Annotated in this window: 24 protein-coding genes; 12 read left to right on the plus strand and 12 right to left on the minus strand. The window is 39.1% G+C overall.

The features are described from left to right. Positions 1–550: 550 nt before the first annotated feature. Both CRO21_RS08345 and CRO21_RS08350 read left to right on the plus strand, forming a co-directional pair. Entirely contained in the window at positions 551–1,363 is an 813-nt protein-coding gene (locus CRO21_RS08345) for a Slam-dependent surface lipoprotein (protein ID WP_097078854.1), read from the plus strand. Positions 1,364–1,435: 72 nt separating this feature from the next. After that, positions 1,436–2,947, plus strand: a complete 1,512-nt coding sequence (locus CRO21_RS08350) for a porin family protein (protein WP_097078855.1) — start codon at positions 1,436–1,438, stop codon at positions 2,945–2,947. An 81-nt stretch (positions 2,948–3,028) separates the two neighbouring features. Here the strand turns inward: CRO21_RS08350 and CRO21_RS08355 are convergent, their stop codons facing one another. The 3 genes from CRO21_RS08355 to CRO21_RS08365 all read right to left on the minus strand — a co-directional run bounded on the left by CRO21_RS08355 (position 3,029) and on the right by CRO21_RS08365 (position 5,165). Beyond that, positions 3,029–3,229 carry a hypothetical protein gene (locus CRO21_RS08355; RefSeq protein WP_097078856.1) on the minus strand — a complete coding sequence of 67 codons (201 nt, stop codon included), beginning with the start codon at positions 3,227–3,229 and terminating at the stop codon, positions 3,029–3,031. A gap of 372 nt (positions 3,230–3,601) precedes the next feature. Continuing rightward, positions 3,602–4,621 carry a FecR family protein gene (locus CRO21_RS08360; protein ID WP_097078857.1) on the minus strand — a complete coding sequence of 340 codons (1,020 nt, stop codon included), beginning with the start codon at positions 4,619–4,621 and terminating at the stop codon, positions 3,602–3,604. Continuing rightward, positions 4,611–5,165, minus strand: coding sequence for a sigma-70 family RNA polymerase sigma factor (locus CRO21_RS08365; protein ID WP_097078858.1), 555 nt, complete (start codon positions 5,163–5,165; stop codon positions 4,611–4,613). Before CRO21_RS08365 ends, CRO21_RS08360 begins: the two co-directional genes overlap by 11 nt. Before the next feature lie 276 nt (positions 5,166–5,441). Between CRO21_RS08365 and CRO21_RS08370 the strand changes: the two genes are divergently transcribed. The 4 genes from CRO21_RS08370 (at position 5,442) to CRO21_RS08385 (ending at position 10,271) form a co-directional block, all read left to right on the plus strand. Continuing rightward, complete coding sequence (locus CRO21_RS08370; protein WP_097078859.1) at positions 5,442–6,368, plus strand: energy transducer TonB family protein; 927 nt, start codon at positions 5,442–5,444, stop codon at positions 6,366–6,368. A gap of 94 nt (positions 6,369–6,462) precedes the next feature. Then, a complete protein-coding gene (locus tag CRO21_RS08375) occupies positions 6,463–7,050 on the plus strand; it encodes a biliverdin-producing heme oxygenase (protein WP_097078860.1) in 588 nt (195 codons plus the stop codon). A 104-nt stretch (positions 7,051–7,154) separates the two neighbouring features. After that, a complete protein-coding gene (locus tag CRO21_RS08380; RefSeq protein ID WP_228150393.1) occupies positions 7,155–7,574 on the plus strand; it encodes a YbaN family protein in 420 nt (139 codons plus the stop codon). A gap of 564 nt (positions 7,575–8,138) precedes the next feature. Further along, a complete protein-coding gene (locus CRO21_RS08385) occupies positions 8,139–10,271 on the plus strand; it encodes a TonB-dependent siderophore receptor (protein WP_097078861.1) in 2,133 nt (710 codons plus the stop codon). 172 nt (positions 10,272–10,443) lie between these two features. Here the strand turns inward: CRO21_RS08385 and CRO21_RS08390 are convergent, their stop codons facing one another. The 5 genes from CRO21_RS08390 to miaB form a co-directional block, all read right to left on the minus strand. Then, positions 10,444–11,694: an amidohydrolase family protein gene (locus CRO21_RS08390; protein WP_213064409.1), complete on the minus strand. Its 1,251-nt coding sequence runs from the start codon at positions 11,692–11,694 to the stop codon at positions 10,444–10,446. 315 nt (positions 11,695–12,009) lie between these two features. Beyond that, complete coding sequence (locus tag CRO21_RS08395) at positions 12,010–12,285, minus strand: antibiotic biosynthesis monooxygenase family protein (RefSeq protein ID WP_097078862.1); 276 nt, start codon at positions 12,283–12,285, stop codon at positions 12,010–12,012. 11 nt (positions 12,286–12,296) lie between these two features. Next, positions 12,297–12,776 carry an rRNA maturation RNase YbeY gene (gene ybeY, locus CRO21_RS08400; RefSeq protein WP_097078863.1) on the minus strand — a complete coding sequence of 160 codons (480 nt, stop codon included), beginning with the start codon at positions 12,774–12,776 and terminating at the stop codon, positions 12,297–12,299. 3 nt (positions 12,777–12,779) lie between these two features. Further along, positions 12,780–13,877: a PhoH family protein gene (locus CRO21_RS08405; RefSeq protein WP_097078864.1), complete on the minus strand. Its 1,098-nt coding sequence runs from the start codon at positions 13,875–13,877 to the stop codon at positions 12,780–12,782. Between the two features lie 39 nt (positions 13,878–13,916). Beyond that, positions 13,917–15,374, minus strand: coding sequence for a tRNA (N6-isopentenyl adenosine(37)-C2)-methylthiotransferase MiaB (miaB, locus tag CRO21_RS08410; protein WP_097078865.1), 1,458 nt, complete (start codon positions 15,372–15,374; stop codon positions 13,917–13,919). A gap of 495 nt (positions 15,375–15,869) precedes the next feature. Here miaB and CRO21_RS08415 point away from each other — a divergent pair, with 495 nt between their 5' ends. The 4 genes from CRO21_RS08415 to CRO21_RS08430 all read left to right on the plus strand — a co-directional run bounded on the left by CRO21_RS08415 (position 15,870) and on the right by CRO21_RS08430 (position 20,042). Further along, on the plus strand, positions 15,870–17,777 hold the full coding sequence (locus CRO21_RS08415) for a lytic transglycosylase domain-containing protein (protein ID WP_097078902.1): 1,908 nt from the start codon (positions 15,870–15,872) through the stop codon (positions 17,775–17,777). Between the two features lie 34 nt (positions 17,778–17,811). Continuing rightward, positions 17,812–18,465 carry a ribonuclease T2 family protein gene (locus CRO21_RS08420; RefSeq protein WP_228150394.1) on the plus strand — a complete coding sequence of 218 codons (654 nt, stop codon included), beginning with the start codon at positions 17,812–17,814 and terminating at the stop codon, positions 18,463–18,465. A gap of 182 nt (positions 18,466–18,647) precedes the next feature. After that, entirely contained in the window at positions 18,648–19,637 is a 990-nt protein-coding gene (locus tag CRO21_RS08425; RefSeq protein WP_097078866.1) for a malate dehydrogenase, read from the plus strand. A 159-nt stretch (positions 19,638–19,796) separates the two neighbouring features. Beyond that, on the plus strand, positions 19,797–20,042 hold the full coding sequence (locus tag CRO21_RS08430) for a DUF2789 family protein (RefSeq protein ID WP_097078867.1): 246 nt from the start codon (positions 19,797–19,799) through the stop codon (positions 20,040–20,042). A 32-nt stretch (positions 20,043–20,074) separates the two neighbouring features. Here CRO21_RS08430 and CRO21_RS08435 read toward each other — a convergent pair whose 3' ends face one another. The 3 genes from CRO21_RS08435 to CRO21_RS08445 all read right to left on the minus strand — a co-directional run bounded on the left by CRO21_RS08435 (position 20,075) and on the right by CRO21_RS08445 (position 22,523). After that, on the minus strand, positions 20,075–20,599 hold the full coding sequence (locus CRO21_RS08435) for a hypothetical protein (RefSeq protein WP_097078868.1): 525 nt from the start codon (positions 20,597–20,599) through the stop codon (positions 20,075–20,077). Between the two features lie 159 nt (positions 20,600–20,758). Next, positions 20,759–21,751 carry a hypothetical protein gene (locus CRO21_RS08440; protein ID WP_097078869.1) on the minus strand — a complete coding sequence of 331 codons (993 nt, stop codon included), beginning with the start codon at positions 21,749–21,751 and terminating at the stop codon, positions 20,759–20,761. 166 nt (positions 21,752–21,917) lie between these two features. Next, positions 21,918–22,523: a 2OG-Fe(II) oxygenase gene (locus CRO21_RS08445; protein ID WP_097078870.1), complete on the minus strand. Its 606-nt coding sequence runs from the start codon at positions 22,521–22,523 to the stop codon at positions 21,918–21,920. A gap of 115 nt (positions 22,524–22,638) precedes the next feature. Here CRO21_RS08445 and CRO21_RS08450 point away from each other — a divergent pair, with 115 nt between their 5' ends. Together CRO21_RS08450 and pssA are read left to right on the plus strand one after the other, a co-directional pair. Continuing rightward, positions 22,639–23,496 carry a 23S rRNA (adenine(2030)-N(6))-methyltransferase RlmJ gene (locus CRO21_RS08450; protein ID WP_097078871.1) on the plus strand — a complete coding sequence of 286 codons (858 nt, stop codon included), beginning with the start codon at positions 22,639–22,641 and terminating at the stop codon, positions 23,494–23,496. A 21-nt stretch (positions 23,497–23,517) separates the two neighbouring features. After that, a complete protein-coding gene (pssA, locus tag CRO21_RS08455) occupies positions 23,518–24,318 on the plus strand; it encodes a CDP-diacylglycerol--serine O-phosphatidyltransferase (protein ID WP_097078872.1) in 801 nt (266 codons plus the stop codon). Between the two features lie 76 nt (positions 24,319–24,394). On the opposite strand, the gene CRO21_RS08460 is transcribed toward pssA, so the two are convergent. Next, on the minus strand, positions 24,395–25,165 hold the full coding sequence (locus tag CRO21_RS08460; protein WP_097078873.1) for a class I SAM-dependent methyltransferase: 771 nt from the start codon (positions 25,163–25,165) through the stop codon (positions 24,395–24,397). Positions 25,166–25,431: the final 266 nt, after the last annotated feature.

Genomic DNA, 25,431 nt, shown 5'->3' on the forward strand with positions numbered 1-25,431 from the left:
TTTTAGATTGATGTAATTATTAATAATTGCATCGATATTTTTTATTTTATTTTAATAGGTTTATTTTAATGTGGTTGTGGTTATATTTTGTTTCAATTATTTAAGTTGTTGATTTACTGTTAATTTAATATTTTAAATATAAAATTAATGGTATGGGGCTATTTTGTAATGGAATGTGTGATGGATTTATCTTTTATTATCTATAGATAAAGTTGATATAAGTTAAGTAAAAAATAAATATAAAAATGTCTTGATATTGTCATTATTATTTTATATCTTGAATAGGCGGGTTAATCTTATAAAAGAGATCAATCTGTAGGCTGCAAAATGTAAAAATTGATATATTAAGATTTTATCCTGATATGTCGATATAACGGGTGATTGTCGTTGTTATAAATAATCATCTTATCCCTGATAAAATAAAATGTTGTTTTCCATTTACACACTATAGATAGAAATGAGAAAAACATAGCATTTTATTTAAATAAGAATTACTAAGTTTATCATTATGATTTCTTGGTAAATTTTAATGAAATAAGAGGAAATACTCATGAAATTAAATCAAATTGCGTTTGCCCTAGTTGCGACACTAGGCATTATTGGTTCTGCGCACGCTGCAATTGGTTCTGGTCAAAGTTATGGTGGTTCAGATGGTGATGGTTTATTAAAACTATCTTCTACAGAGGTTAAAGCAGGTGTAGATGGTGCAGTAGTTACTACATCAAGTCCTACTGGTGGTTATGCAGATTTTGATCATCTAAAAACTTATATTAATTTAGGTTTAGCTGGTTCACATAACACCACGACTGATGTTTATCATTTTGCAGGAAGTGATCTTGCGTGGGTAAGTGCGCTTGGAGCACCAGATCATACTGGTTTAGGTGTGTGGGACTTTAAACAAGTGGGTGGTGAAGATATCTATTTTGGTAACTGGGCTAAAGAAGTAGGTACAACTGGTGTGGCTGACTCTTCAACTCATACAGTATTCTATATTGGTGACAATGTGGATAGTGCAATTAGTTCTGCCAACTATGGTGTAACTGCCAACTATACTGTTTCCGGTTTAAATAACGGCGATTACTATAGTGGTAATTATGCAGCTACCTTCGGTGCTACAGCTACAGGCACTGGTACGTTAACCGGTACTTTAACTGATGGTACCAGTACCTTTAATGTCGGTACTGCAACCATTGACAATGCGACAGCAGCGATTAGTGGTTCCGATGCATCATGGACCGGCGGTAAAACGGCTTCTGGTGGTGTGGTTTCTGGTAGCTTCTTCAATACACAAGCACAACTGGCCGGTATTGCTAAATTTGCCGACCGTTCTTATGACATCGCCTTTGGTGGTGTAAGACAATAATTTATATTAAGGAAAGACTTGCTTTGGCAGGTCTTTCTTTTTGATTTTTTATTTTGCTACCGGTATCTATTAATGAAAAAAACATTTTTGTTCTGTACATTATTATCGATCCAGCATTTTGTCTATGCTGCCGACAACGATACCCAGTTACGTCTAAATCAGGATATTCAGCAACAACAATTACAGCGTGAACAAAACATAAAAGCATTAAGAAAACAGGATACAGCTGAATTACCTTCAATCATTATTAATGGGGAATCGATTAAGGTTGGAGAAAGTCTTGAAGATATCGGACGTGCATTATATTTATCAGTTATGCAAAATCAATGGCAAGCCGTAACAATTTATCTGGATGCCTATTTAAAACTGCAAGGTTACGATCAATCGTTGGTATTATTTGCACAAGGTGCATTGGCGAGGGTGAAAGGGAATGCCAAACAAGCCGAACAAGATTTTAAGCAGGCACTCGAATTACAACCGCAAAATCAGATTATCAAGCTGGAATTGGCACGGGTATTGACAGAACAACAAAAAAATAAGGAAGCCAAACAGGTATTTCAACAAGTAAAAGATCATTTGGTAACATCTACCGATCGTACAGCACAAAATATTGTTAAAAATGTTGATGCGTATTTAAATGGATTAAAACAACGCGATGCATGGCAAGGGTCTATTGCTTTTGGTGGACGCTACGCAACTAATCTAAATAATTCGGCAGAGTATAATAATACCATTATTTGGTATGCAGCTGATGAGAATGGTGATTATAAGCTTGATGAGGATGGCAATAAAATCTTTGTTGCTGAAGAAAATCAGAGTAGTCCTGATCCGATTAATGTAACAGGACTGGATTATGAAGCAACCTTAAGTAAACGCTGGTCGCTTTCCGGCAATCATGGTGTTTCATTTCGGGGGCTAGGCTATGGACAGGTTTATCCGAATGAATGGGATTATAACGAACTCACCTTTAACTTTAATGCCGGTTATAGCTATCAGGATCAGAAAAACCAGATATTATTTGCTCCGGTATTTGAGCATAAATATTTTGGTCATGATCCTTATTATAATGCGTGGGGTGGACGGGCAGAATGGATGCGATTTATTGGTCAGGACAAAGCATTCAAGCTAGAAACAGAAATCAAGGATTTTAACTATTCAAATTACACCACGCAAAATGGTGTGGAATATTCGGCTTTTTCTACATTTTGGAAAATCTTGCCCAAGCAGTGGAGTTTGAATGCTGGGCTGGATTATGTCGATCATAATACCGAAGAACAATATTATACTGCTTATGAACAACAAGGTCTAAGACTAGGTGTCACCAAACAATTTAATGCCGGCTTTAATGCCTCACTTACCAATTCATATCGTTGGCGACAATATGATAAATATGTTGCAGTTTTTGGAACTAGACGCCATGATTTTGAACAAAGTTATAATTTAATTGTTTCTGCACCTAGATGGCAATTTTATGGTTTAACTCCAACATTAAATTATCGCTATATTCATAATAAAAGTAATGTAGAAAGATATTATAGTTTTGATAAACATAATATTAGTTTAAAACTGGAGCATCGGTTTTAAAGATAAATGCAATAAAAATCCGGGAGTAAAAATATCCGCCCCGGATCTTTGGGATGTCAACATATTAAATAATCAGCTTACTTAACGCTGTTGATTATTTTCATTTTGTTGATCAGGATTTTTTGGGTTTTGACCAGTCTGGTTTTGATTCGAATCTTTTTGATTTGAACCCGGTTGAGAGCGTTGATCATTTTGTTGCTGCTGCTGATTACGCTGCTGGTCATTTTGCTGTTGTTGGTTACCATTTTGCTGGTTACGTTGTTGATCGTTTTGATTAGCCATGATTCTTTACCTCAGATGTTATTAAAATTAATGACCTGATCTAAATCCATAGAGAATTTATCAGATGTATTCATTCAAACATAGATTCTGGCGCAATAGTTAATGTATGCTGTTAGCGAATATTTAATTGTAAAGCTTATAATTTAAGGCATTGAATTTAAATATAGTATTTTAATTTAAAACTTACATAAATAACAAAGCATAATAATTATTACCCTTAGGTGCAACAATTAAAAATAATTATCCGAATTTTATTGAGTAGATTTAATTAAAAATATTTATCTATTTTTTTAATATATATTTCTTATATTATTGGTTGACTAAAAATAATAGTTTTTATCAATAAATTATTTTTTATTAAATTCTAATATTTTACTCGCTCAGATTTTTAATTCTTGCATAAGTGACAAATTTACCTACTTGAATAAAGTCGATTTGGGGATATTGTGTTTTAAGTAAGCGCAATGTTGCATTTAAATCCTGTTGGGTATTGATAACACCAGTAACTTTAATCTCGCTTAAACTGTCCTGATCAAAAATAATATAGCTGTCGTAGTAGGCATTTAAGCGTGACAATAAATCCGAAAGCGGTAAGTCATTGGCTAGAATCTGGTGCTGTTGCCAAGCTATTTTTACCGATGCAGGATTGATGTGTTCAACTTTACCCAGACCTTGTTGATTGATATTGATTTGTTCGCCCATCGCAACGACTTGTGATGGCGGTCGCTGTAAGGCTGGAAGCGAGCTGTGATGTGCAGATACTTTGACTTTTGAATGTAACATGCTTAGGGTACTGCTGGTCGGATAACGATTCACAATAAATTGTGTACCCAATGCTTGAAAATCCGCTTGTGTTGTTTGCACGACTAATGGACGGGTCGCATCTTTGGCCACATCAATATAGAGATCGCCTTGAATTAGATGAATGCGACGTTCTGTGCTCGTATAATCAAGTTTAATCGCAGATTTTGCACTTAAGGTAATGCTTGAACCATCCGGTAACGTTAAATTTCTACTCTCTGCAATGCCGGTTCTATAGTCGGCAGTATAATATTGCAGTGGAAAATAAGCATAAAACAGATAACCAAGGCAGCTGATTCCAGCCAGAATAAAGGTGGTCTTACTTAAAATTTCTAAAATATTCGGTTGTTCTTTTTCGATTGCATCAAAGGTGTATTGTATTGTCTGGGCATTAATAGAATGTTGATGCGGTAAATTTTGCATTTCTGTATTAAAGTTTTTGAGTGCTTCAAAATGATGTACATGTTCTGGATGTTCAGCTTTCCATTGCTCAAATTCTTGTTGTATCTGTAGGCGTTCAACTGGATCATCGCAATTGAGGCGAATGACCCATAAGGCGATGTCTCTTTGTATATTTTGATCATGCCCCATAGCGATTTAACTCGGCATTGATTCTGTCACGTGCTTCGTAGCACAGGCTGAGACAATCTGCCAAATAACCCTGTATGCTGCGCAGGGAATGATTCATCATGTTGGCAATTTCTGTTTGACTGTAGCCTTCAAAATAATACATTACGAATGCCTGTCTTGCCTTGGCATGCGTTTGATCTAGTGCAACAGAGAGAAAATCTAATATCTGAACCACATCTTCAATGGCATTTTCCGGTAGAGCTTCTTCATCAATCAGCATTTGTTCACAGAGAGAATCTAAATAGCTCTTTTCAATGATATAGCGTCGATGTTGGTCAATTAGCACATGTTTGGCAATATTGACTAGATATGCTCTAGGTTCTTGTATTGCCGTAATTTTTTGTTTTGCTTGTAACAGTCGTAGGAATGTATCCTGTACGATATCTGCTGCACTTAATGGATAATTAATACGATATTTTAACCATTGTAAAAGCCAGTCATGATGTTTGAAATACATTTCACTGATGAGATGTTGCTGTGCTTTCGATGAAGTGGAGGAGGTCATAACATTACCTGCACAGTTCAAATAAGAATGATTATCTTTTAAATTGAAAAGAAATGCAATGCATTAAAATGATATTACAAATGAAAAAAATGATTAAGAAATAAATTTCACTATTTTTTTGCGTATTTTGCCGCGTTCATTCGTCAAACTTAATGAAGACAGTTGATTCTTTGATGAAGTTAATCATTCTTATTCACTTTTTATTCTATGGCAGAGTGAATTGTATTTTAACTTTTTGTTGATTGTTATGCGCATTTGGGAAGGTTACGTTTATTCATGTCTTATTCTGTTCATGCATCGCTAGGGCGTTCATTTAAGCCATTGAAAGAAAATAAAAAACGAAATCCTGTGGTTTTTGTTGTGGTTGTGTTTGGTCATGTTTTGGGATTATGGCTATTAATCTATTTACATCGGCCTTATCAACTGAGTGCGCCGCCGCAAGTGAATGCTATCAAAGTACATTTTGTGTCGATGAGCAAATCCGATGACGTTGCCAGACACAGTGCAACAGCACAACATGCTGCGCCTGAACAACCAACCCAACCACAACCCAAGTTAGAAAAACCAATTGCACCAGCCAAGACAAAACCAGTGGAACAGGTCAAAACGGTGACCAGTAGGCAATCGGATAAAACAGTCATTCGCTCGCAAGAAAAAAATGAACCTGTGCAAAAAAACGAATTGAAAGAAAGTACACCGGCAGCAAGTTCAGCGATTTCAATTCAAGAAAATAAAGTGATTCCCCAAATCCAGACTAGCCCAAATGCTGGAAAAGCAAAAGCTATAGAAGGTAGTAAACAACAAGAGCAGGGATCAGGTACGGCACAGGGTGAAGACCAACGTGCTGGTGGTAGCAAAGAAGGTCAAGATAAAATGCTGAGTCAGGCAAAAACTGCACCCCTTGCACAGGAAAGTCCAATACAGGTCAATAGCATTGATGTGCTGAGCTTTCCATTAAAATATCAGGATCGGGAACTACAAAATCAGGATAGACAAGGGATTCTAACCATTTTCGTAGACCGTCGGGGTTATACAACCAAGGTACTGATTAAACAAAGTACAGGTATTGATTATCTGGATCAACAAGCGGTCAAGGCTGCACAAAAAGCCCGATTTAAACCACATAAAGTCAATGGTCAAGCTGTTCCTATCTTTGTCAATTTACCAATAGATTTTCGGATGAATCAACGGGGGCGAGGCTGAAAATAATGATTTTAAATTCACTTTGTCACCTTTTTCATTTTAAACGGGTAAGTAAAGAAACAGTACCTAATGATACTAAACAAGGAGTAACACCATGAACGCAACAGTAGAAATAAGCAGCCTCTCACAACGGCTAAAAACTGAAACCAGCCACGAACATGACCGCATGGAACAGTTAATGGAAAAGGCACAGGTTTTTGCCAACAAAACCAATTATGCACAGCATACACTGGCGCAATATTACTTCCAGCAAGATGTAGAAAACCTGTATCGACATGCCGAGGTAGAAAAAATCATACCGGATCTTGACGTGCGGGGGCGTTCACAGGCAGCTTTACAGGATTTGGAAGATTTAGGGATCGAACCGCAAAGTGAAGAGATTGCGACATTAAATGTTGGTTATCCTGAAGCACTGGGCTGGATCTATGTCTCAGAAGGTTCGACGTTGGGCGCAGCCTTTTTATTTAAGGAAGCACAAGCGAAATTAGGTCTATCGGCAGAGTTTGGTGCAAGAAATTTGGCAGCTTATCCAGAAGGTCGTATGCGAGTCTGGAAACGTTTTAAACAGGCTTTGGATGATGCCAATTTTAGCAAGGAAGATCAGGATAAGGTGATTCAAGGTGCTTTGGACGGTTTTTCCCGTTTTGGTACCTTACTGGAAAATCTGGATCAATTACGCTAGGGACGTATCGCATACGTCCGATTTATTGTTTATGAAAAACGATATATTGGTATTTGGGTCTAAACAATAGCCCTTTACAAAGGCAATATAACAGAGGGATATCGGTGCAACATACCAAGCCGGATAATAAAATTGAAAAACAACCAAAACTGGCAAAATCAGCGATCATTCGCTGGTTATGTATCATTTTGGCTTGGTTGTGTATTGCTTTGGGGACCTTGGGAATTGTGATTCCGGGTTTGCCCACTATTGATTTTTATATCTTGGCAGGATTTTTTGCCGCAAAGGGTTCACAACGTTTACATTTCTGGATTTATCATAATCGTTTTATTGGGCCACTATTACAGCAATGGCATGAACATCGTAGTATTCCAAGAAAAGTAAAATATATATCCTTGATCAGTATGAGTTTTGCAGCGGCATTAATGATCTGGAAAGTGCCGCATCCATGGTTTGTCTGGATCACCATCGGCTGTATGGTGTTGGTACAGGTATGGTTGTGGACGAGGTCGGAGAAAACTTAATATTTGATTTTTATAAATTTTCTATATATATGATAAATATGATTTATATATCTTTATTTAAATTTTCCATCTTTGAAAAAGCAGGGCTGTCTTTGTGAGACAATGTTTCTTTATCCTAAAATTGGATTCATCATACTCTGAGAAATACCGTTTCATAAAGCGAGCATCCAGTGCGATCTTGGTAGAAAAACTGATATGAACGCTCTGGATTTCTGCTTTCGTAGAATACGGTATGTCAGGAGGCATCTTTTAGAAATCAAAAAATTGTCTTGTATAGAGATAGATTTTATTGCATTTAAACTTAATTAAAATAGTAATAATACTAGTATTTGGGTGGTAAATATTATGATAATCACTTCCATTTATAAATAAAGATTATTACAATGCTCAAGCATTTCAAAACTAGCATGTGTACTTGATTTATTATGGTCGAATCTATTAGTCATTTGGTTTGAGCTTTATGATTGGCATCATTTGAATACTACATATGTTATCTATCGATAAGTTATTGTTTTTAACAATAGAACATATCTCCATCATCTTGTTTTCAATGAAGGTTAATCTATGAACGGATCATCTGCCTTGAGTCGTTTTAATCGTTTATTTCTTGCAATTGCAGCGGTAACAGCCAGTGTTGCGCATGCAGAAGAAACATCAAATGTTCAAACTTTACCAGTCATTACAGTTGAGGCAGAGGATGATACATCTGTCACTGAGGGAACCGGAAGCTATACTGCCAAAAGTACAAATACAGCAACAAAATTAAATCTCTCGTTGCGTGAAACGCCTCAATCGGTAAAAGTTTTAACGCGTGAATATTTAGATGACACTAATACTAATACTTTACAGCAGATGCTTGGTAATTTAACTGGTGTAACCATTAATCAATTTGATGAGCGTGTTTATCCGACGGCACGTGGCTTTGATGTTGATTATTTTTTATATGATGGTGTGCCAAGTAGTAGCTCTATAGAAATGGATAATGCTACTGATCCAGATTTAAGTATGTATGATCGTATTGAAGTCGTCAAAGGTGCCAATGGTTTAACAACGGGTGCTGGTAACCCAGCTGTGGCAATTAACATGATACGTAAACATGCCAATGCCAAAGAATTAACAGGAAGTGTAAGTACCTCATTTGGTTCTTGGGGTGCATGGAGCAGTACAGCAGATGTGTCTAATGCATTGAATGCTGATGGTAGCATTCGCGGTCGTGTACTAGTTAAGCATGAGCAAAGTGGCTCTTCAGAAGATCGTTTTGATAAAGAAAATAATTTGATCTATGCTGTCTTAGATGCAGATTTAACCGACTCAACTTACGTATCTTTTGGTGCCGGTTATCAAGATTTACAACGCCAAGGTATTAAATGGGGCGGATTAACAGCTTTCTACTCCGATGGTACAAGAACTAATTTTGATCGTGGTTTGACAGTTTCTGATGATTGGACTTATTGGAATAACCAGACCACAACTGCCTTTGCTACCCTGAAACAAAAATTATTCAATGATATAACTTTGAATGTTGATTATTCATATCGTCGTTTGGATACCGATACCGCATTATTATATCCTTGGGTCAATGCTGGTGTTGACAAAGAAACGAATACTGCTTCTGGGTATTATGCATATTCCAGCAATGGTACATTCTTGCAGAACACAGCAGATGCCTATGTTTCATTACCATTTACTTTGGGTGATTTGGAGCAACAAATTATTGCAGGTATTTCATTTGATCAAAGTGAAAGAACAAATGCATATTATGGCAATCCGACTCTCGCTAGTTCACTCATAGATTACAATAACATTGATACTAAACTGATTGGTTCAATAAACAATCCCAATGTGAATCCATCTAACAGAACCATTCAGCGTAGTGCTTACCTAGCTGGTAAATTTAAGTTGCTTGATCCATTAAAATTAATCGCAGGTGTTCGTCTAACTAATTGGAAATTTAACAGTGCTGATGGCGCAGGTAATCGAGAATACAATGGAAAAATTAGCCCTTATGCTGGTTTGATATATGATTTGAATGATCAATATTCATGGTACGCCAGCTATACGGGCGTATTCAGACCTGATGATAAAAAAGACATCAATCAACAATACATTGATCCTCGTGAAGGTAAAAGTTATGAAACAGGTATCAAAGGAGAGTTTTTGGAGGGTAAGTTAAATGCGGCAATCGGAGTTTTTCAGACCAAGCTCGAAAATTTTGCTGAAACAACAGGTACAACTATTACAACGGCTGATGGCCTTCAAACAGTTTATCGTGCGACCGAAGTTGAAAGCAAAGGGGTCGAACTTGAATTGGACGGTAAGCTAACTGATCGTTGGAACCTGAGCTTGGGTATGTCACATTTTAATGCCAAAAATCCAACAGGCCAAAGAGTACAAACTACAGCTGCACGAACAAATGTTAATTTATTTACTAAATATCAGTTAGATAAGTTAAGTATTGGTGGTGGGATCAACTATAAGAGTAAAACTTATACTACAGATCCAAATTTCGGTTTGATCAACCAAGATGCCTATGTTTTGGCCAATCTAATGTTGGGTTATGATTTAACCGAGAACATCAAAGCACAAATTAACATCAATAATTTATTTGATGAAAAATATTACGATGGATTGGGGCAAAATGGTATGATTTATGGCGAACCCCGTAATGCAACTTTAACCCTACGTTATAATTTCTAGAAATTTGAGATGATTTATTATTTGCGTTAATCCAACAAATTTTCTCTAATAAAAAACGGCTGATTTTTCAGCCGTTTTTTTATGATTGAATGTTTTCTATATGGTTTGATTTTTAGCAAAACATGTGGGTTTTAGATTATATCAATAACAAATAGAGGATTAATACAAAACCTCAGGGTTGTTGGGCACGTTGTAAAAGTTGTTTTGCAGCGGTATGTGTCTGCTTAATAACTTCATCAGTGGATATATTTAAAAATTTACCGTCCTTTACGATTAGCTTACCATCAATAATGACTACCGAGATGTTGTCTTTCTTTGCAGAATAGACCAATAGGGCAGCAGGGTCTCCACCAGCATAGCCACTCATATTGAGAGTGTTGGGCTGAATAATTTGTAGATCTGCTCGTTTTCCTACAGCGAGACTACCGGTAATTTTTCCTAGGCCTATCGCTTCTGCACCACGACGTGTAGCAAGTTCCAAAAGTTGTCTGGGATCTGGTTTTGTTTCATCTTTATTGTAGCCACTCATGGTTAATGCCGCCAGACGAATATTATCGAACATATCACCACTGCCAGCCAATGTGTTGCCGTCTATACCTAACCCCTGACGTGAAACACGGCTAAAGTGTTCTATATGGGTAAGCCCATAACCTACACGGTGTTCACTTAAGGGTGTGAGGGATAAAGCAGCTCCTGTCTGTTCCAGTGCATCAAGTTGTTGGGGCGTTGCATCCGTAGCATGGACAACAGTCACCGCAGGGGATAGATATTTACGCTGGATGAGCGCATTGAACATGGCATTGGCATCACCGCTAATGTGGACTTGTATCGGTAAATTTTGTTTAATCGCCATTTTGTACTCAACATCACGCATCGCCCAATTGGTTTCATCTTGTAAATTACGGGGAATACGCCATGCCAAGCCCAGATTAACCCTAGATGTTGTTTGTTGTTTTAATTTTTGCAGATTGTTTAAATCGATTGGTTTTATCGTGGTTTTATCTGGTCCACCATAATACATAATGGCACGAATACCAGAATCCTGAAGTGCTTTTAAACCTGCTTCACCCCATGCAGGGCCATGAATATTATCAAAAAAATCTGCTGTTGTGGTAATCCCATTCGAGATCAATTCCAGTGCACCACTATACATGGCTAGATATGTATCCTGTGGCGTCATATTTTTAGCAAGTTCATTACTTATTGGAAAAAATTTACCTTCAGCATTTCGGAATTGTCCACGCATCAAATTAACCCATAAATGGGAGTGGGTATCGACAAAACCAGGAAGAACAAAACCACCGTTTGCATCAATGATAGTATCGGCTTTGGCATTCACCTGTGTGCCAATCGCTGTAATTTTATCATTTTCAATGAATATTTCTCCCACCGGGATATCTTTGCCATTCTGGGTCATTGGCATGATATAGGCATTCTTAATCAGAATTGTATGCGCTTGAATATGCAGAGAGAACAAAGATAAACATGTGATAGATAAAAAAGAAAAACTTAACTTTTTGAAACCTGATTTCATATGCTGCCCTGAACTTTATGATGTGTTAAATCATATACTAGGGGGAAACTGATCTGATGTTTTATAAAAAATGCATTATTATGTAAACATTAAACATGCTTAAAAAATTTTTGATCTAACAAAATTTGAGCTTAGGCTAGAGATAATTTCGATGTATCTGAAAATACAGTTTTCATAAAAAGGGTTGATTGATTTCAACCGTTTTTATTTTAGAGATTGGCAAATTTCTACAGAGCAGGTGCTATACCATTTTTCATGGCCCAATTGCTGTGCCAAAAGATGTTCAGGATCATTTTTCCATGCCTGAATATCTTCCAAACTGAGCCAGTAAGATAAGGCAATTTCTTGTTGATTCTCTGTATAACTTTCAAATTTTTGACAATGATATTCTGCAAAAGCTTTCTGTCTTAAATTTTGCGCCATGATGCTGTATTGCGGATCCAATTGTCTGATAGTTGCTTTAAAAATCACAATATACATGGATAAATCGACTATTGCTCTAGATACGGATTTTTTAAGCCAAGTTTTGCTAAAATCTCAATTTCCAAGGCTTCCATTTCTTCGGCTTCCTGTTCACCTAGTTCATGGTCATAACCGAGTAAATGTAATACACCGTGTACCAGTAAGTGGCTGAAATGATCCATATTGGATTTTTGCTGTTGTTCGGCTTCGCTTAAAACCACAGGAATACAAATGACTAAATCGCCAAGTGGTCGGGCATCAAGCATGGGCAGAATTTCTGCGGGAATATCGCTTGGAAATGACAGCACATTGGTCGGTTTGTCTTTCTGACGATACAGTAGATTCAGTTCGTGACTGGCGGCAAGATCTACACAGGCAAGACCAATTTCACAATTATCCGTGATATTGACATGGCGTAATGTGGTTTCGATGATCTTTTTCAAGTCGCTGCGTTTAGGTTTAAGCAGGGGCGTGTTAAACCCCTGTTGTATGGATAGGCTGATTTTCACAGGTTATTCTTCATCGCTGTTTAGATGCTGGGCATCGGCAGCCTGATTATGTTCATTCATCAAGACCTCCTGTAATGCTTTACGTTCAGCACGTTTTTCGGCACTGAGGCGTTGTTGTTCATCATCAAATTCTTCGTAGGCTTCCACGATTTTTTGTACCAGTTGATGACGTACCACATCACGAGAATGGAAACGGGTAATATGAATTTCCTTGATATTTTCCAGTACCCGTAAAGTATGTGCCAATCCTGATTGATGACCACGCGGTAAATCGACCTGCGTAATATCGCCTGTGATCACCGCACGGGAACCAAAACCAAGACGGGTCAGGAACATTTTCATTTGTTCCGGTGTAGTGTTTTGTGCTTCGTCGAGGATGACAAAAGAATGGTTGAGGGTACGACCACGCATATAAGCCAGTGGGGCAACTTCAATCACTTGACGTTCAATTAGTTTGGCCACTTTTTCAAAACCCAGCATTTCATACAGGGCATCGTAGAGTGGGCGCAAATAGGGATCAATTTTCTGGGTTAGATCACCCGGCAGGAAACCGAGTTTCTCTCCGGCTTCAACTGCCGGACGTACGAGCAGGATCCGCTGGATTTCGTTGCGTTCCAGCATATCCACAGCAGCGGCGACAGCAAGATAGGTTTTACCTGTCCCTGCCGGACCGACACCAAAGGAAATATCACTTTGCAAAATGCGCTGTACATAACGACGCTGATTGGCACCGCGTGGATTGATGCGACCTTTACGGGTTTGCAAATACACATCTAGAGGCGCTTCATGATTTTCAGGTTCTTCACCGATCAACTCAAAATCCCGTTCAGTCTGACTGCCCTGAATCATTAAATGAAGTTGATCTGCACTGATACTCTGGGTGTTTTCTGATTCTTCAAAGAGACGCTGTAAAATGGCTTCGGTGCGTTCGACCTGATCCATATCACCTTCGATAAAGAAACTGTCACCACGCTGTGTAATGGCAGTCTGTAGCCGTTGTTCGATCTGTCGCAGGTGGGCGTTGTATGCACCCAGCATGCTTTTTAATTGTTCAAGAGGAATGCCCGCAAATTGTACCGTACGACGAATTGTAGCAGTCAAAGATGAATCCTTTTTAAGTGATTGGCGTATGCTTATACATTACGCCACGTCAGGCTCAATATTCAAGAGTTCACCATAAACTAAATTCAAAGTTTTAATTTCAGTGATTTCAATTTCGGCAAAACGACCAATCCATGCTGCATCACCAATAAAGCTCACCAAACGGGTGTTGTCGGCAGTCCCAATCAACATATTTGGATCGTGATCAGAGATTTTTTCGATCAGTACCCGTTCAATTTTACCTAGCATGGCATCAGTTTTGGCAATACTGGATTGTTTAATGACTTGTTGTACTTGCGCCAGACGGGCTTTTTTGATCAGATCGGGCGTATGGTCTTCCAGTTCTGCTGCCGGTGTACCAGGGCGTTTTGAATAGATAAAACTGTAGGAATGATCAAAATCCAGATCCTTAATAAATTGTAAGGTTTCCTGAAAGTTGTCATCGGTTTCGCCGGGAAAGCCAATAATAAAGTCGCTGGATAAATGCATATCCGGACGAATTTTGCGTAAGCGGGCAATTTTATCGATATAAACATCAATGCTGTGATTACGCTTCATGGCTTTGAGTACATCATTTGAGCCGCTTTGGACCGGTAAATGCAGATGAGACACCATTTGTGGTAAATCACGGTAGCATTCGATCAACTCATCGGAAAATTCTAAAGGATGCGATGTGGTATAGCGAATACGCCCAATGCCCGGAATCTCAGCGACCAGACGAATCAGTTCGGCAAAGCTACAAATCCCGCCTTCAAAGGTTTCGCCACGATAACCATTAACATTTTGACCCAACAAGTTAACTTCACGTACACCTTTTTCTGCCAGTGTTGCGATTTCTGCCAGTACATCATCCAGTGGTCGAGATACTTCTTCACCACGGGTATAGGGCACCACACAAAATGAACAGTATTTTGAACAGCCTTCCATGATCGATACAAACGCTTTGTAGCCTTCAACTCGAGGTTCAGGTAAAAAATCAAATTTTTCGATATCCGGAAAAGAAATATCAACCAGTTTGATTTTATCCTGCTTGGGTTTGTGGATTTGTTCGTGATGCTGATCCAGCATTTGTGGCAGGCGATGCAGAGTTTGCGGACCAAATACCATATCGACATATGGTGCACGTTTTTGAATGGTATCGCCTTCTTGTGATGCCACACAACCACCGACACCGATAATTAAATCCGGATTTTGTTCCTTGAGTTTGCGCCAGCGCCCCAATTCACTAAAGACTTTTTCTTGCGCTTTTTCACGAATGGAGCAGGTATTCATTAAGAGAATATCGGCGTCTTTTGGATCTTTGGTTAAAATATAACCATGCGAGTCGCCAAGTAAGTCTGCCATACGGTGACTGTCGTATTCATTCATCTGACATCCTTGCGTTTCAATATACAGTTTTTTGACTGTAATATTGTCTTCATTAGGGATGTGCGATGGCTGGTGAACAGTGTTTTCTGAGGCAGCTACAGCATTGGGAATGAAGGTTTGAACCGTCATGTAGGCTCCTAAATTTGATGCGAACTGTGCCAAACGAATGACACAATAAAAAATAAGCCGCATATTTTAACAGTTTATTGAGATAAAGGTGAGCAAAACCCCGTAAAAAAACAATTTTAAAATTCATAAGAAGTGATAAGAACGTTTATTTTAGGGCGAACCAAGACTTATTCTGATTTAGGCGCTGTATAGCGTTGTGTTATGGCTCAAGTGATATCGTGAGGAACTTTCAAAGGAGCTAACGGAAATGCAATAGAATGGGCAGTTTAAATTTATTGGGATAAGTTACACAACGATACAAAAAAAACGAGGTAAGCTGTTTAAAATGCAGCTATTCATCAAGTCAGTTTTGATCTGTCAAGTTGTTAATCACACGTTGTTATTCAAAGGTATTGAGGAATTTTGCGCATGCTGCGAGTTTGGATCAGGCTATTCAAAGAAAAACGACTCAAAGAAAAGCGACAGCCGAATTTGAAAATACCAGCGCGTTTGACCATGTTGAGCGTATTTCTAGCAGCAAGTTCTAACAGTTTTTGCTCTGATGAAGTCTTTAATGATGCCTATAAAGTCAGTAATAGTGGCAATGCCGCATTGCTAGATCAATACCAGTATTCAATGCAGGACAGTACTTTGCAGTATTATCCTGAGTATTGGAAACTCAATGCTAATCTGGTACTTCAACCAGCAGCCAGCATCGTTGCTTTTGCACGAAAATATCCCAATTCCGCAATGGCAGAAAAACTTGCCGCAGATTATGTTGAAGAAAAAGTAAAAGCGGGTGATTTTAATTCTGCCGTGCCTGTGTTGCCTTATGTCAGCAATGCGGATGATGCAGAAGCCTGTGCAGTGGCTCAGGTACGTACCAGCACGGGTGATCCATTGGCTTTAGCCGAGTTTAAAGACAAAATCTGGTTAAAAACAGACTCTCAGCCGGATTCCTGTATTGGTCTGGCAAGAATGATGTTAAGTAGCCCGTTGATTTCCGATCAGGACAAACAGCAGCGTTTATTCAGTTTGCTACGAGCAGGGCAGATGGGGCAGGCATTTGCAACTGCGGCAAATATGGGGATTCCGATTTCCCTGACCCAGCTAAATCAAATCCAGTCCAGTCCGCTAAATTATTTATGGACAGCCCCTAAAGCCACACAACAGGACTATCTCTATTTAATTTTTGCCTTGGGACGTCTGGCGGATAGTGATTTAAATAATGCCATTTCCATGGTGGATCGGGTGGCGCAGGGTACCCCAGAGTACGTACAGAAGTATTTATACCGAACTGTTGCATATGTTGGCGGTACAACGGTTTTAAAGAATAATTTTAACTCGGCATTACCACAGTATTTTGATAAAAGTTATGGTTATCCGTTTAGTCCGGAAGAAGCCGAAATTTATGCGCGTCAGTCCATTCGTTTTAGCAATTGGGAAGGATTGATTCGTGCCATTGACAGTATGTCTGTATCACAGAAACAAGAAGATCGTTGGCAATATTGGTTGGCGCGAGCCACCGAGCAACGGAATGATACCAGTAGTAAAAAATATGCACAGTCGATCTATAAAAAGTTAGCTGAATCTGATGATTATCACGGATTACTGGCCAAAACACGATTGAATGAAGGCTATTCGCAATTTCCTAAAAATCATGAGCCATCCAATCGTGATTTTGAGCGTCTGGCACAGGATATTAATTTTCGTCGTGCATTTGCCTTAAAGAATATTCAGGCACCGGACAACTATACCAATCGTGAATGGAACTGGGCAGTACGACAAGCCTATTTGAAAAAGGAGGACGGCTTAATTCTAGCTGCGGCAAAACGTGCCAATGATATGGGCTGGCTGGACCGCTCAATCTATGCTTCAGATCGTACAATTGATAAACATAATTATGCCTTACGTTATCCGACACCATACAAAAACTATGTGGTCAATCATAGCCAGTCTGCCAATATTGATCCATCATGGGCTTATGGTCTGATGCGTCAGGAAAGCCGTTTTAATACCGCGGCAAGATCTGGTGTGGGTGCTGGTGGACTCATGCAGGTGATGCCGACCACAGCACAGCAAATCGCCAGACAACTGGGCGAAAGCTATAGTAGTGCGGCTTTAACCAATATGAATACTAATGTACGTTACGGAACTTATTACCTTGGTATGATTCAAAGCCAGTTAAGTGGTCATCCAGTTCTGGCGACAGCTGGTTATAATGCCGGTCCTAATCGTGCAAAACGATGGCAACCCGCATCTCAACCGCTTGCGGCTGATCAATATACAGAATCCATTCCTATTCTTGAAACTCGTGATTATGTAAAACATGTACTGACCAATGCCGTACATTATGGTGTGGTACTTGGAAAAGGTCCGCAAACAATTAGTCATTTTATGTACCCCGTACCTCAACAGTTTTGATGCATAAATGAATGAAAAAGGAAGTAGCGGTTCGATGAAGCAATTAATCTGGCTAATTTACGCAACAAAATGGTTGTTAGCAGGTACGTTCGGGTGTTTTTTGGCAAGTACCGTTTGGGCGGCACCGACAGGTTTTGTATTGCAAATTGAGTTATCGCCAGCTGTTTGTACCCTTGATAGCAGTCAAAGAAGAACACGGCAATGTCTGGAGGGATATTCGCTGACTGTATCAGGATTAATGCCTGAAGGCGTCAGTGGAAAAAGTTGTGAAACCTCCAGTGTGCCCACACTTACGCCCGTACAAAAACGGGTGTTGATGCGGATTATGCCAGATGAACATGCACAGGCAAGATTATGGCGTTCGGTGGGCGGTTGTGTCTCTATGAATGCCAGCCAATATTTCCGTACCATGGTAAATTTTGCCGAAAAACTGAATATGCCGGCAGAGGTCACTTCGCCCACCAGTATTCGTGTCAATCGAGAATGGTTACAACAACGCTTTTCACAATTAAATGCAGGTATGCCATCGTCTGCATTACAGCTAGGATGTGATAGTGCCAGTCGTAACTCTGCCACATTACTGACCGATATTCGGGTGTGTTATCAAACCAATGGCCGTTACAAAACCTGTCATGTTGAGCGTGTATCAAGCTGTCCAAGTCAATTTGTCATCCAAGGTTCATATTAATTCCAACAGGCCGTTATTATCTTGAGCGATAGCCCGGCATTCGACTTTTGTTGAAAATCATTGTCTTTTAGATGCAACTCTGATGCGAATGGAGTACAATCTTGTCCGTTTATATAATTCAGATTAAGAACTAAAAACACTTCTTAATCCGTGTGGACGAAGCTCTCAATTGGAGAAATTACATGTCAAAGCAACCCGTTCGTGTTGCCGTTACAGGCGCTGCTGGTCAAATTGGTTATAGCTTGTTGTTCCGTATTGCAAGTGGTGAAATGTTAGGTAAAGATCAACCTGTTATTTTACAATTGCTTGAGATCCCGGTTGAGAAAGCTCAACAAGCGCTTAAAGGCGTAATCATGGAGCTTGATGACTGCGCATTTCCATTGCTTGCAGGGGTAATTGGTACTGATGACCCTAAAGTTGCTTTCAAAGATGCAGACTATGCATTATTAGTGGGTTCTCGTCCACGTGGTCCAGGTATGGAACGTGCTGACTTGTTGAAAGTGAACGGTGAAATTTTCATCGGTCAAGGTCAAGCATTAAATGAAGTGGCTAGCCGTGATGTGAAAGTACTGGTTGTTGGTAACCCTGCCAATACCAATGCATACATCGCAATGAAATCTGCACCTGATCTTCCAGCGAAAAACTTCACTGCAATGTTACGTCTTGATCACAACCGTGCTTTGACTCAAATTGCTCAAAAAGCGGGTGTTGCGGTTGCCGATATTGAAAAATTAACAGTTTGGGGTAACCACTCTCCAACAATGTATGCAGATTACCGTTTTGCAACAGCAAATGGTGAAAACCTAAAAGACAAAATCAACGATGCTGAATGGAACAAAAACGTATTCCTGCCAACCGTTGGTAAACGTGGTGCGGCAATTATCGAAGCACGTGGTTTGTCTTCTGCTGCATCTGCCGCAAATGCTGCAATCGACCATATGCGTGATTGGGCTTTGGGTACAAATGGCAAATGGGTAACCATGGGTATTCCATCTGACGGTTCTTATGGTATTCCGGAAGGCATCATCTACGGTGTACCTGTTACCACTGAAAATGGCGAATACACACGTGTTGAAGGTCTTGAAATTGACGAATTCAGCCGTGAACGTATGGATGCTACACTGCAAGAACTTGAAGATGAGCGTGCAGCAATTGCTGATATGTTAAAATAATCTTTGAATTAAGATGATAAAAAAACACTCCGTTTCGGGGTGTTTTTTTATGGGGTAACAGGATAAAAAATAACAAGATAAAACAATAAATCATCATGCCAAAAAACAAAATGTTTTACACTAAAACCATCAATAACCAAGATAAACAACGAGGTCAAAATGTTAGGTGATACCGAACCTACTTTCGAATTATTATTTGAGCAACTGGGATTGGCTTCCGATGCAGCATCGATTGATCAATTTATTAAAACCCATCAGATTGCAGCGGATGTTCGTCTGGTCGATGCGCCGTTCTGGAATCAGGGACAACGCGATTTTCTTTCACAACAACTCAATCGCGACAGTCAATGGGCACTCATTGTTGATGGCTTAAATGAGCAACTCCATCAGGACAGTCAGTCATAATAACCTAATTGAATCCAGATGCTGGAGTCGTATCAGTGTATTTTTCGTTTGATCAGTAATTTGAACCAGTCCTTATTGCGTAGTTCAATAAAGGCTGGATGGGTCTGTAGTAACTCAGGATCAAAGTCTGCTGTTGCTGCATACTTCTTAAGCCAGTGTTGAGCCAGCGAAAATTCTTTTTTTGAGGCGGAAGCATACGCTAATAAAAAATAAATTTCTGCATCGGCATGATGTGCCAAGGGTTTTAAAATTTGTTGGGTAATTAACGCTAAATGATGTTCTTTATTGATTTCAAAATACATCATATAGGCTTTTGCCAGAAGCAAAGATAAATCCAGATATAAACGCAAGGGGATTTCATCATATTCAATTCTGGCTTGTTCCAGCAGCACAATAGCTTCTTGTATAAAATGCAACTGTTCCTGACGAACATGACTCAGGCAAACCAATTGTAAGCGTAAATCTGCCCGTTCAAGCGCCAGTTCAGGTGTGTTTTCTTGTAAAAATAATTGATCGGTTTCCCCAACGCGTTGAATGAGTTGTTTTGCTGTCGTCATATGTTAATCCCCAGTGATTCAGGTTTATATGAGGACAAGACGATCTAATTTAAAGGCAGGCTTTTTTTGTATTGATAAAAAATTCCGTGTAATCGCAGATTTGTGATGATCATGCAGTTTTTTTAGATGATATGCGGCCTATGTTTATTCAGGATGGGATTAAACAAAAAAACCTTCGTAGGGATGGTCGGTAATTCTGACCTGCACTTCCAGACGACCAGGTTGTACACGTAAATCACTAATTTCAAACTGTTCAGCCAATTGCTGTACCAGTGCTTTACTTTCTCTTAAAATATTCAATCCGGGTAAAATACTAAAATCAGTCAAACTGATCAGTTTATCCACCATCCAGTTGGGGTTATTAATAAAGTCAATAAATCCGGCTTTTTGCAGATCAATATACCAATGGCGATGTTTTTCCTGCTGGATACCGGGGATGTCCCGTATTAAATGGTTGATCAGCGTGACCAGCGGTAAATGGTTGATAATTTCAAACCCGATATTTCCGACACGACGCGTTGCCCAGTTGGTGACGGAACCCGAATGTCGTAATTGCAAATCAAGTTTTTCATCATTTTGCAGTAAGCGTAAATACTTTTTTTGTCCGATCCGACATTCCAGCACATGAAAGTCCAGAGTCAGGCGGTACAAAAATTTGCGGTAATGTCCGTCAATTTCAATTTGAAAACGATTATTCCCACATTGTACGGTGATGTGATCAATATCATCGGGATTGATGCGTTTACGAATTTGATTATTTAATAACAGTTCGGGCAGATAGAGTGTGATCGGGGTTTTGTCGAGAAAAGTTTTGGCCATATGCAAAGCCACGTCACGCGCAACTTCACTGGTTTCTGAAACCATGCCTCGCACTGTTTGCGCAGAATATTGTCCAAGTTCATTGACACTGCGTTTGGTCTTACTGCTCACCTGATCAAAGCGCTCTTTGGTAAAATCAGTGGCCTGACCAATCAACTGGCGCACATCACCTGTAGTATCGGAGGCAAAATCAATTGCGCCTTTGGCATGTTGCAGTGTTTTGTCTACCGTTCTGTTAAGAATGCGTTTGGATCGAGCAGTCAATTCAGCAAAGTCTAAATCACTGCTTGAAGAGGGAAGGGCATTTGCTTCGGGTTTATGTGTTTTACTCATACAATGTTCCTAGATTATTTTTATTACCACTGTAACGGATAAAAGAGATTGTTTTTTACAGCAAAGAGTGACTTTATCCATATCCTTCTTTGCTTTTCAGTTTAATATAAAGGTTGAAAATCACGCGCATAGATTGTTTATATCTTGCTTAATATTTTGTCAAAGATCAATTCCAAATCGGATTGTTATTGCGTAACCATGCGGTAATGGACAAGCGCTGTTGTTTGGCAACTAATACTTCGTGTAATAAATCACTTTGAAATAAAGCAATACGATTGGTTTTTGGTGTAATAATGTGCCAACTGCCATGTTTATCCTGTAAGCGTAATTCTCCACCCCAGTCATCTTGCCAGTCGGTATGCAGATAAAACACCACTGAGATCACACGATCATTTTTTTGCTGTGGATTATCACGATGTAGAGCATAAAATTCACCAGCGTTATAACAGGCAAAGTGCGCTTCGACTTCTTTAATGCCAAAAAAGAAAGCACGATTTAATTGCTGGGAAAAATGTTCTAAACTCAGTATATGTTGATGGGCAATGGGCAACTGATCATTAATCCATAAGATATGATCGCTACGAATGTTGCTGACTACACCATTTTGAATTGCAGCGTCCCGGAAGCGTTGTAGATTATCAATACATTCCTCACTTATCGCCTGTAAATAATCCACAGGATAGGCATTATCAATTAAAGCAAAACCGTATTGATTTAAATCATCTAAAATATCATCGATATTCCAAGAGTTTAGAACAGAAAGCTGCTGCATGAGCGATCACTTCATTGAAAGTAAATAAACTCGGCTAGTTTAGTTGAATAGAAGGATAAAAAAGAACTTTTTTTTCATGCTAAAATGATATTTGAATTAAGGAATCCCAGATACAATGAATTATCGCCACCATTTCCATGCAGGCAATTTTGCTGATGTCATGAAGCATGTATTATTGCTGCAACTTTTGAACCGTTTAAATCTCAAAGATAAGCCTTATCGCTATATCGATACGCATGGGGGGGCAGGTAAATACAATTTATCTGAGGCACCAGCACAAAAATCAGGTGAATTCCTCACAGGGATTCATCGCTTGGCGCAACTTGATCAAGCACAGAAAAAAAATGCACCTGAAGCAATTCAGCAATATTTAACATTGGTTGACACTTTACGAGATCAGGAAGGTAAAGGCACCTATCCAGGTTCACCATGGTTTGCTTTACAGGCTATGCGTGAAATTGACAAAGCCACGATTTTTGAAATGCAGCCAGATGTATTCCAGCAATTATATTATCATATTCGGGATCGACGGGCAGGTTTGCATGAACGCGATGCTTATGAGGGATTATTGGCGGTCATTCCACCCAAAGAAAAGCGTGGTGTCGTGATGATTGATCCACCTTATGAACTTGAACGCAAAGATTTTCCACAACTGGTAGAATTATTGAAAAATGCCTATAAAAAATGGGCAACTGGTGTATTTGTGGTTTGGTATCCGATTAAAGACCGAGCCATGATTGAACGCTTTGAAAAGAAAATGATGAAAACCGGTATTCGTCGCCAACTGATTTGTGAAATATGTGTTTGGCCCGATGATACGCCTGTGGGGCTAAATGGCTGTGGACTTCTTGTGATTAATCCACCATGGCAATTTGCAGAACAAGCAGATCAAATACTACAATGGCTATTACCACATTTAAAAATGACAGAAGTAGGCGCGAGCGCAACCGTGCGCTGGTTGGTTGGCGAGTAAGCACATATCAAGAAGGTACACATGCAAAACCAAAGCAATAAAGATCATGAAGACGACTTTGATGGTATTACTTTTGAAGTAGTAGAAGAAGAACATACTGAAACGGGTAAAGTCCGTCATCGGGGCATTTATCTTTGGCCAAATTTAATTACCACAGCGGCATTGCTATGTGGGTTTTACTCGATTATTGCCAGTATGAACGGTCATTTTCAACAAGCCGTTTACGCTATTATTTTGGCGGCTTTGTTTGATGGATTGGACGGTCGTGTGGCACGTGCCATTGGTGCACAAAGTGCGTTTGGTGAACAATACGACTCATTATCTGACTTGCTGGCTTTTGGTGTTGCACCTGCGATTTTGATGTATAGCTGGAGCACCCATGATCTGGGTCGTATAGGACTTGCCTGTTGTTTTATCTATACGGCTTGTGCAGCGTTTCGATTGGCACGATTTAATGTGCAGATTGGCATTGTGGATAAACGTTATTTTATTGGCGTCGCCAGTCCACTGGCTGCAATCATTGTAATCTGTTCGGTCTGGGTACAAAAAGATTTTGCTGCAATTATTGATTTCAATCAATTGTGGATACAGGCTGTAAATGCAGCGACCATGGTGATTGTCGGTTTACTGATGATTTCCAACCTAAAGTACTATTCGTTTAAAGTTATGGACCGTAAACGTGTACCGTTTGTGATCATGTTGCCGGTGGTCTTGATTCTTGCTGCCATTACTTACAATATTCCTGTCGGAATTTTAATTGTGTCAGTGATTTATGCTTTTTCCGGTATCGTGACCACAATCATGAGCCGTAAGACTGCTTAAAATAAGCAGATAAGTATTTATTTAAGGCTAAGATTATAAAATCTTAGCCTTTTTTATTGCCCATTCATTATAAAAATCAGGATAAACGGGTTGCGACCAAATAAACTACATGACTACTAAAACTGCCATCAGGCTGAATCGCAAAATACTGCTTCACATTATCTGCGACATGTTGCTGTAAAAAATGTAGTGTTTGAATCTGTTCCGGCGCTGTATCCATCCGTCTTACCCAAGCCTGAAAATCCAGTGCCAGTTTCTGCTGTTCAATTCGTGCGATGTCAAAATTCGTATATTCACATAAATTCGTCCATTCACTTAAACTATAGTCTCGCACATGGCTAGGGTCCCGAATAAATTCAATACTTTGTAAAAAAGTATCAAACATGGGAATATCCGAACCTAAAATATCAATCAGAATCAATTTTCCATTTGGTTTTAAAACCCGATGAACTTCTTGCAAAGCCTGTCCGACATGTTGCCAGTGATGTGCAGAATAGCGACTAACCACCAGATCAAAGTGATGATCAGCAAAAGGTAAATGTTCAGCAGTACCTTGTTGCAATGAAATATTGGATAAATTTCTATCCCGAGCAGTTTGTTTTACCGTATCAAGCATTTCAGATGATAAATCATAAGCAACAATAGTATTAACATAAGGTGCAAGCTGATAACTGACATGACCACCACCGCAGCCCAAATCCAGAACATCTATTTTACTTTCGGCAAAACCGGAAATTTCCTCCACAATTTTTTGAAATTCGATTCCTTGCGCATGAACTGAACTTTCCAAATAGTGTTGAGATTTATCACTGTATTGATTCTTACTGATATCGTGCTGTGTTTTCATGATGTTTTCTCCAAAAAAATCAGCATAGGGAAGGAAATATCAAAATAAAAATGATTAATTTTTTAGAAATACATAAAAACTAGGAATAAAACGACGGAAATTCGGAATAAAACGACATATTTGCCGAGAAAATGAGCGATTGATAGTGGAATTTGAAAAAAAGTAAAGAATGGGGTTGCGTTGGTATGTGAATGCTGTAGAATGCACATCCATCGGCGGTGATGCAGATTAAAACTTGTTGAAAAACAGGGTGTTAGTTGGGACTT

It is taken from the genome of Acinetobacter puyangensis (assembly GCF_900096995.1).
Taxonomy (GTDB): domain Bacteria; phylum Pseudomonadota; class Gammaproteobacteria; order Pseudomonadales; family Moraxellaceae; genus Acinetobacter; species Acinetobacter puyangensis.

What these genes read in the sequence shown, in the direction of transcription:
- CRO21_RS08345 (WP_097078854.1), top strand. Translation starts at nt 551, where the DNA reads ATGAAATTAAATCAAATTGCGTTTGCCCTAGTTGCGACACTAGGCATT.
- CRO21_RS08350 (WP_097078855.1), top strand. Translation starts at nt 1,436, where the DNA reads ATGAAAAAAACATTTTTGTTCTGTACATTATTATCGATCCAGCATTTT.
- CRO21_RS08355 (WP_097078856.1), bottom strand. Translation starts at nt 3,229, where the DNA reads ATGGCTAATCAAAACGATCAACAACGTAACCAGCAAAATGGTAACCAA.
- CRO21_RS08360 (WP_097078857.1), bottom strand. Translation starts at nt 4,621, where the DNA reads ATGGGGCATGATCAAAATATACAAAGAGACATCGCCTTATGGGTCATT.
- CRO21_RS08365 (WP_097078858.1), bottom strand. Translation starts at nt 5,165, where the DNA reads ATGACCTCCTCCACTTCATCGAAAGCACAGCAACATCTCATCAGTGAA.
- CRO21_RS08370 (WP_097078859.1), top strand. Translation starts at nt 5,442, where the DNA reads ATGTCTTATTCTGTTCATGCATCGCTAGGGCGTTCATTTAAGCCATTG.
- CRO21_RS08375 (WP_097078860.1), top strand. Translation starts at nt 6,463, where the DNA reads ATGAACGCAACAGTAGAAATAAGCAGCCTCTCACAACGGCTAAAAACT.
- CRO21_RS08385 (WP_097078861.1), top strand. Translation starts at nt 8,139, where the DNA reads ATGAACGGATCATCTGCCTTGAGTCGTTTTAATCGTTTATTTCTTGCA.
- CRO21_RS08390 (WP_213064409.1), bottom strand. Translation starts at nt 11,694, where the DNA reads ATGCCAATGACCCAGAATGGCAAAGATATCCCGGTGGGAGAAATATTC.
- CRO21_RS08395 (WP_097078862.1), bottom strand. Translation starts at nt 12,285, where the DNA reads ATGTATATTGTGATTTTTAAAGCAACTATCAGACAATTGGATCCGCAA.
- miaB (WP_097078865.1), bottom strand. Translation starts at nt 15,374, where the DNA reads ATGACGGTTCAAACCTTCATTCCCAATGCTGTAGCTGCCTCAGAAAAC.
- CRO21_RS08415 (WP_097078902.1), top strand. Translation starts at nt 15,870, where the DNA reads ATGTTGAGCGTATTTCTAGCAGCAAGTTCTAACAGTTTTTGCTCTGAT.
- CRO21_RS08420 (WP_228150394.1), top strand. Translation starts at nt 17,812, where the DNA reads ATGAAGCAATTAATCTGGCTAATTTACGCAACAAAATGGTTGTTAGCA.
- CRO21_RS08425 (WP_097078866.1), top strand. Translation starts at nt 18,648, where the DNA reads ATGTCAAAGCAACCCGTTCGTGTTGCCGTTACAGGCGCTGCTGGTCAA.
- CRO21_RS08430 (WP_097078867.1), top strand. Translation starts at nt 19,797, where the DNA reads ATGTTAGGTGATACCGAACCTACTTTCGAATTATTATTTGAGCAACTG.
- CRO21_RS08435 (WP_097078868.1), bottom strand. Translation starts at nt 20,599, where the DNA reads ATGACGACAGCAAAACAACTCATTCAACGCGTTGGGGAAACCGATCAA.
- CRO21_RS08440 (WP_097078869.1), bottom strand. Translation starts at nt 21,751, where the DNA reads ATGAGTAAAACACATAAACCCGAAGCAAATGCCCTTCCCTCTTCAAGC.
- CRO21_RS08445 (WP_097078870.1), bottom strand. Translation starts at nt 22,523, where the DNA reads ATGCAGCAGCTTTCTGTTCTAAACTCTTGGAATATCGATGATATTTTA.
- CRO21_RS08450 (WP_097078871.1), top strand. Translation starts at nt 22,639, where the DNA reads ATGAATTATCGCCACCATTTCCATGCAGGCAATTTTGCTGATGTCATG.
- pssA (WP_097078872.1), top strand. Translation starts at nt 23,518, where the DNA reads ATGCAAAACCAAAGCAATAAAGATCATGAAGACGACTTTGATGGTATT.
- CRO21_RS08460 (WP_097078873.1), bottom strand. Translation starts at nt 25,165, where the DNA reads ATGAAAACACAGCACGATATCAGTAAGAATCAATACAGTGATAAATCT.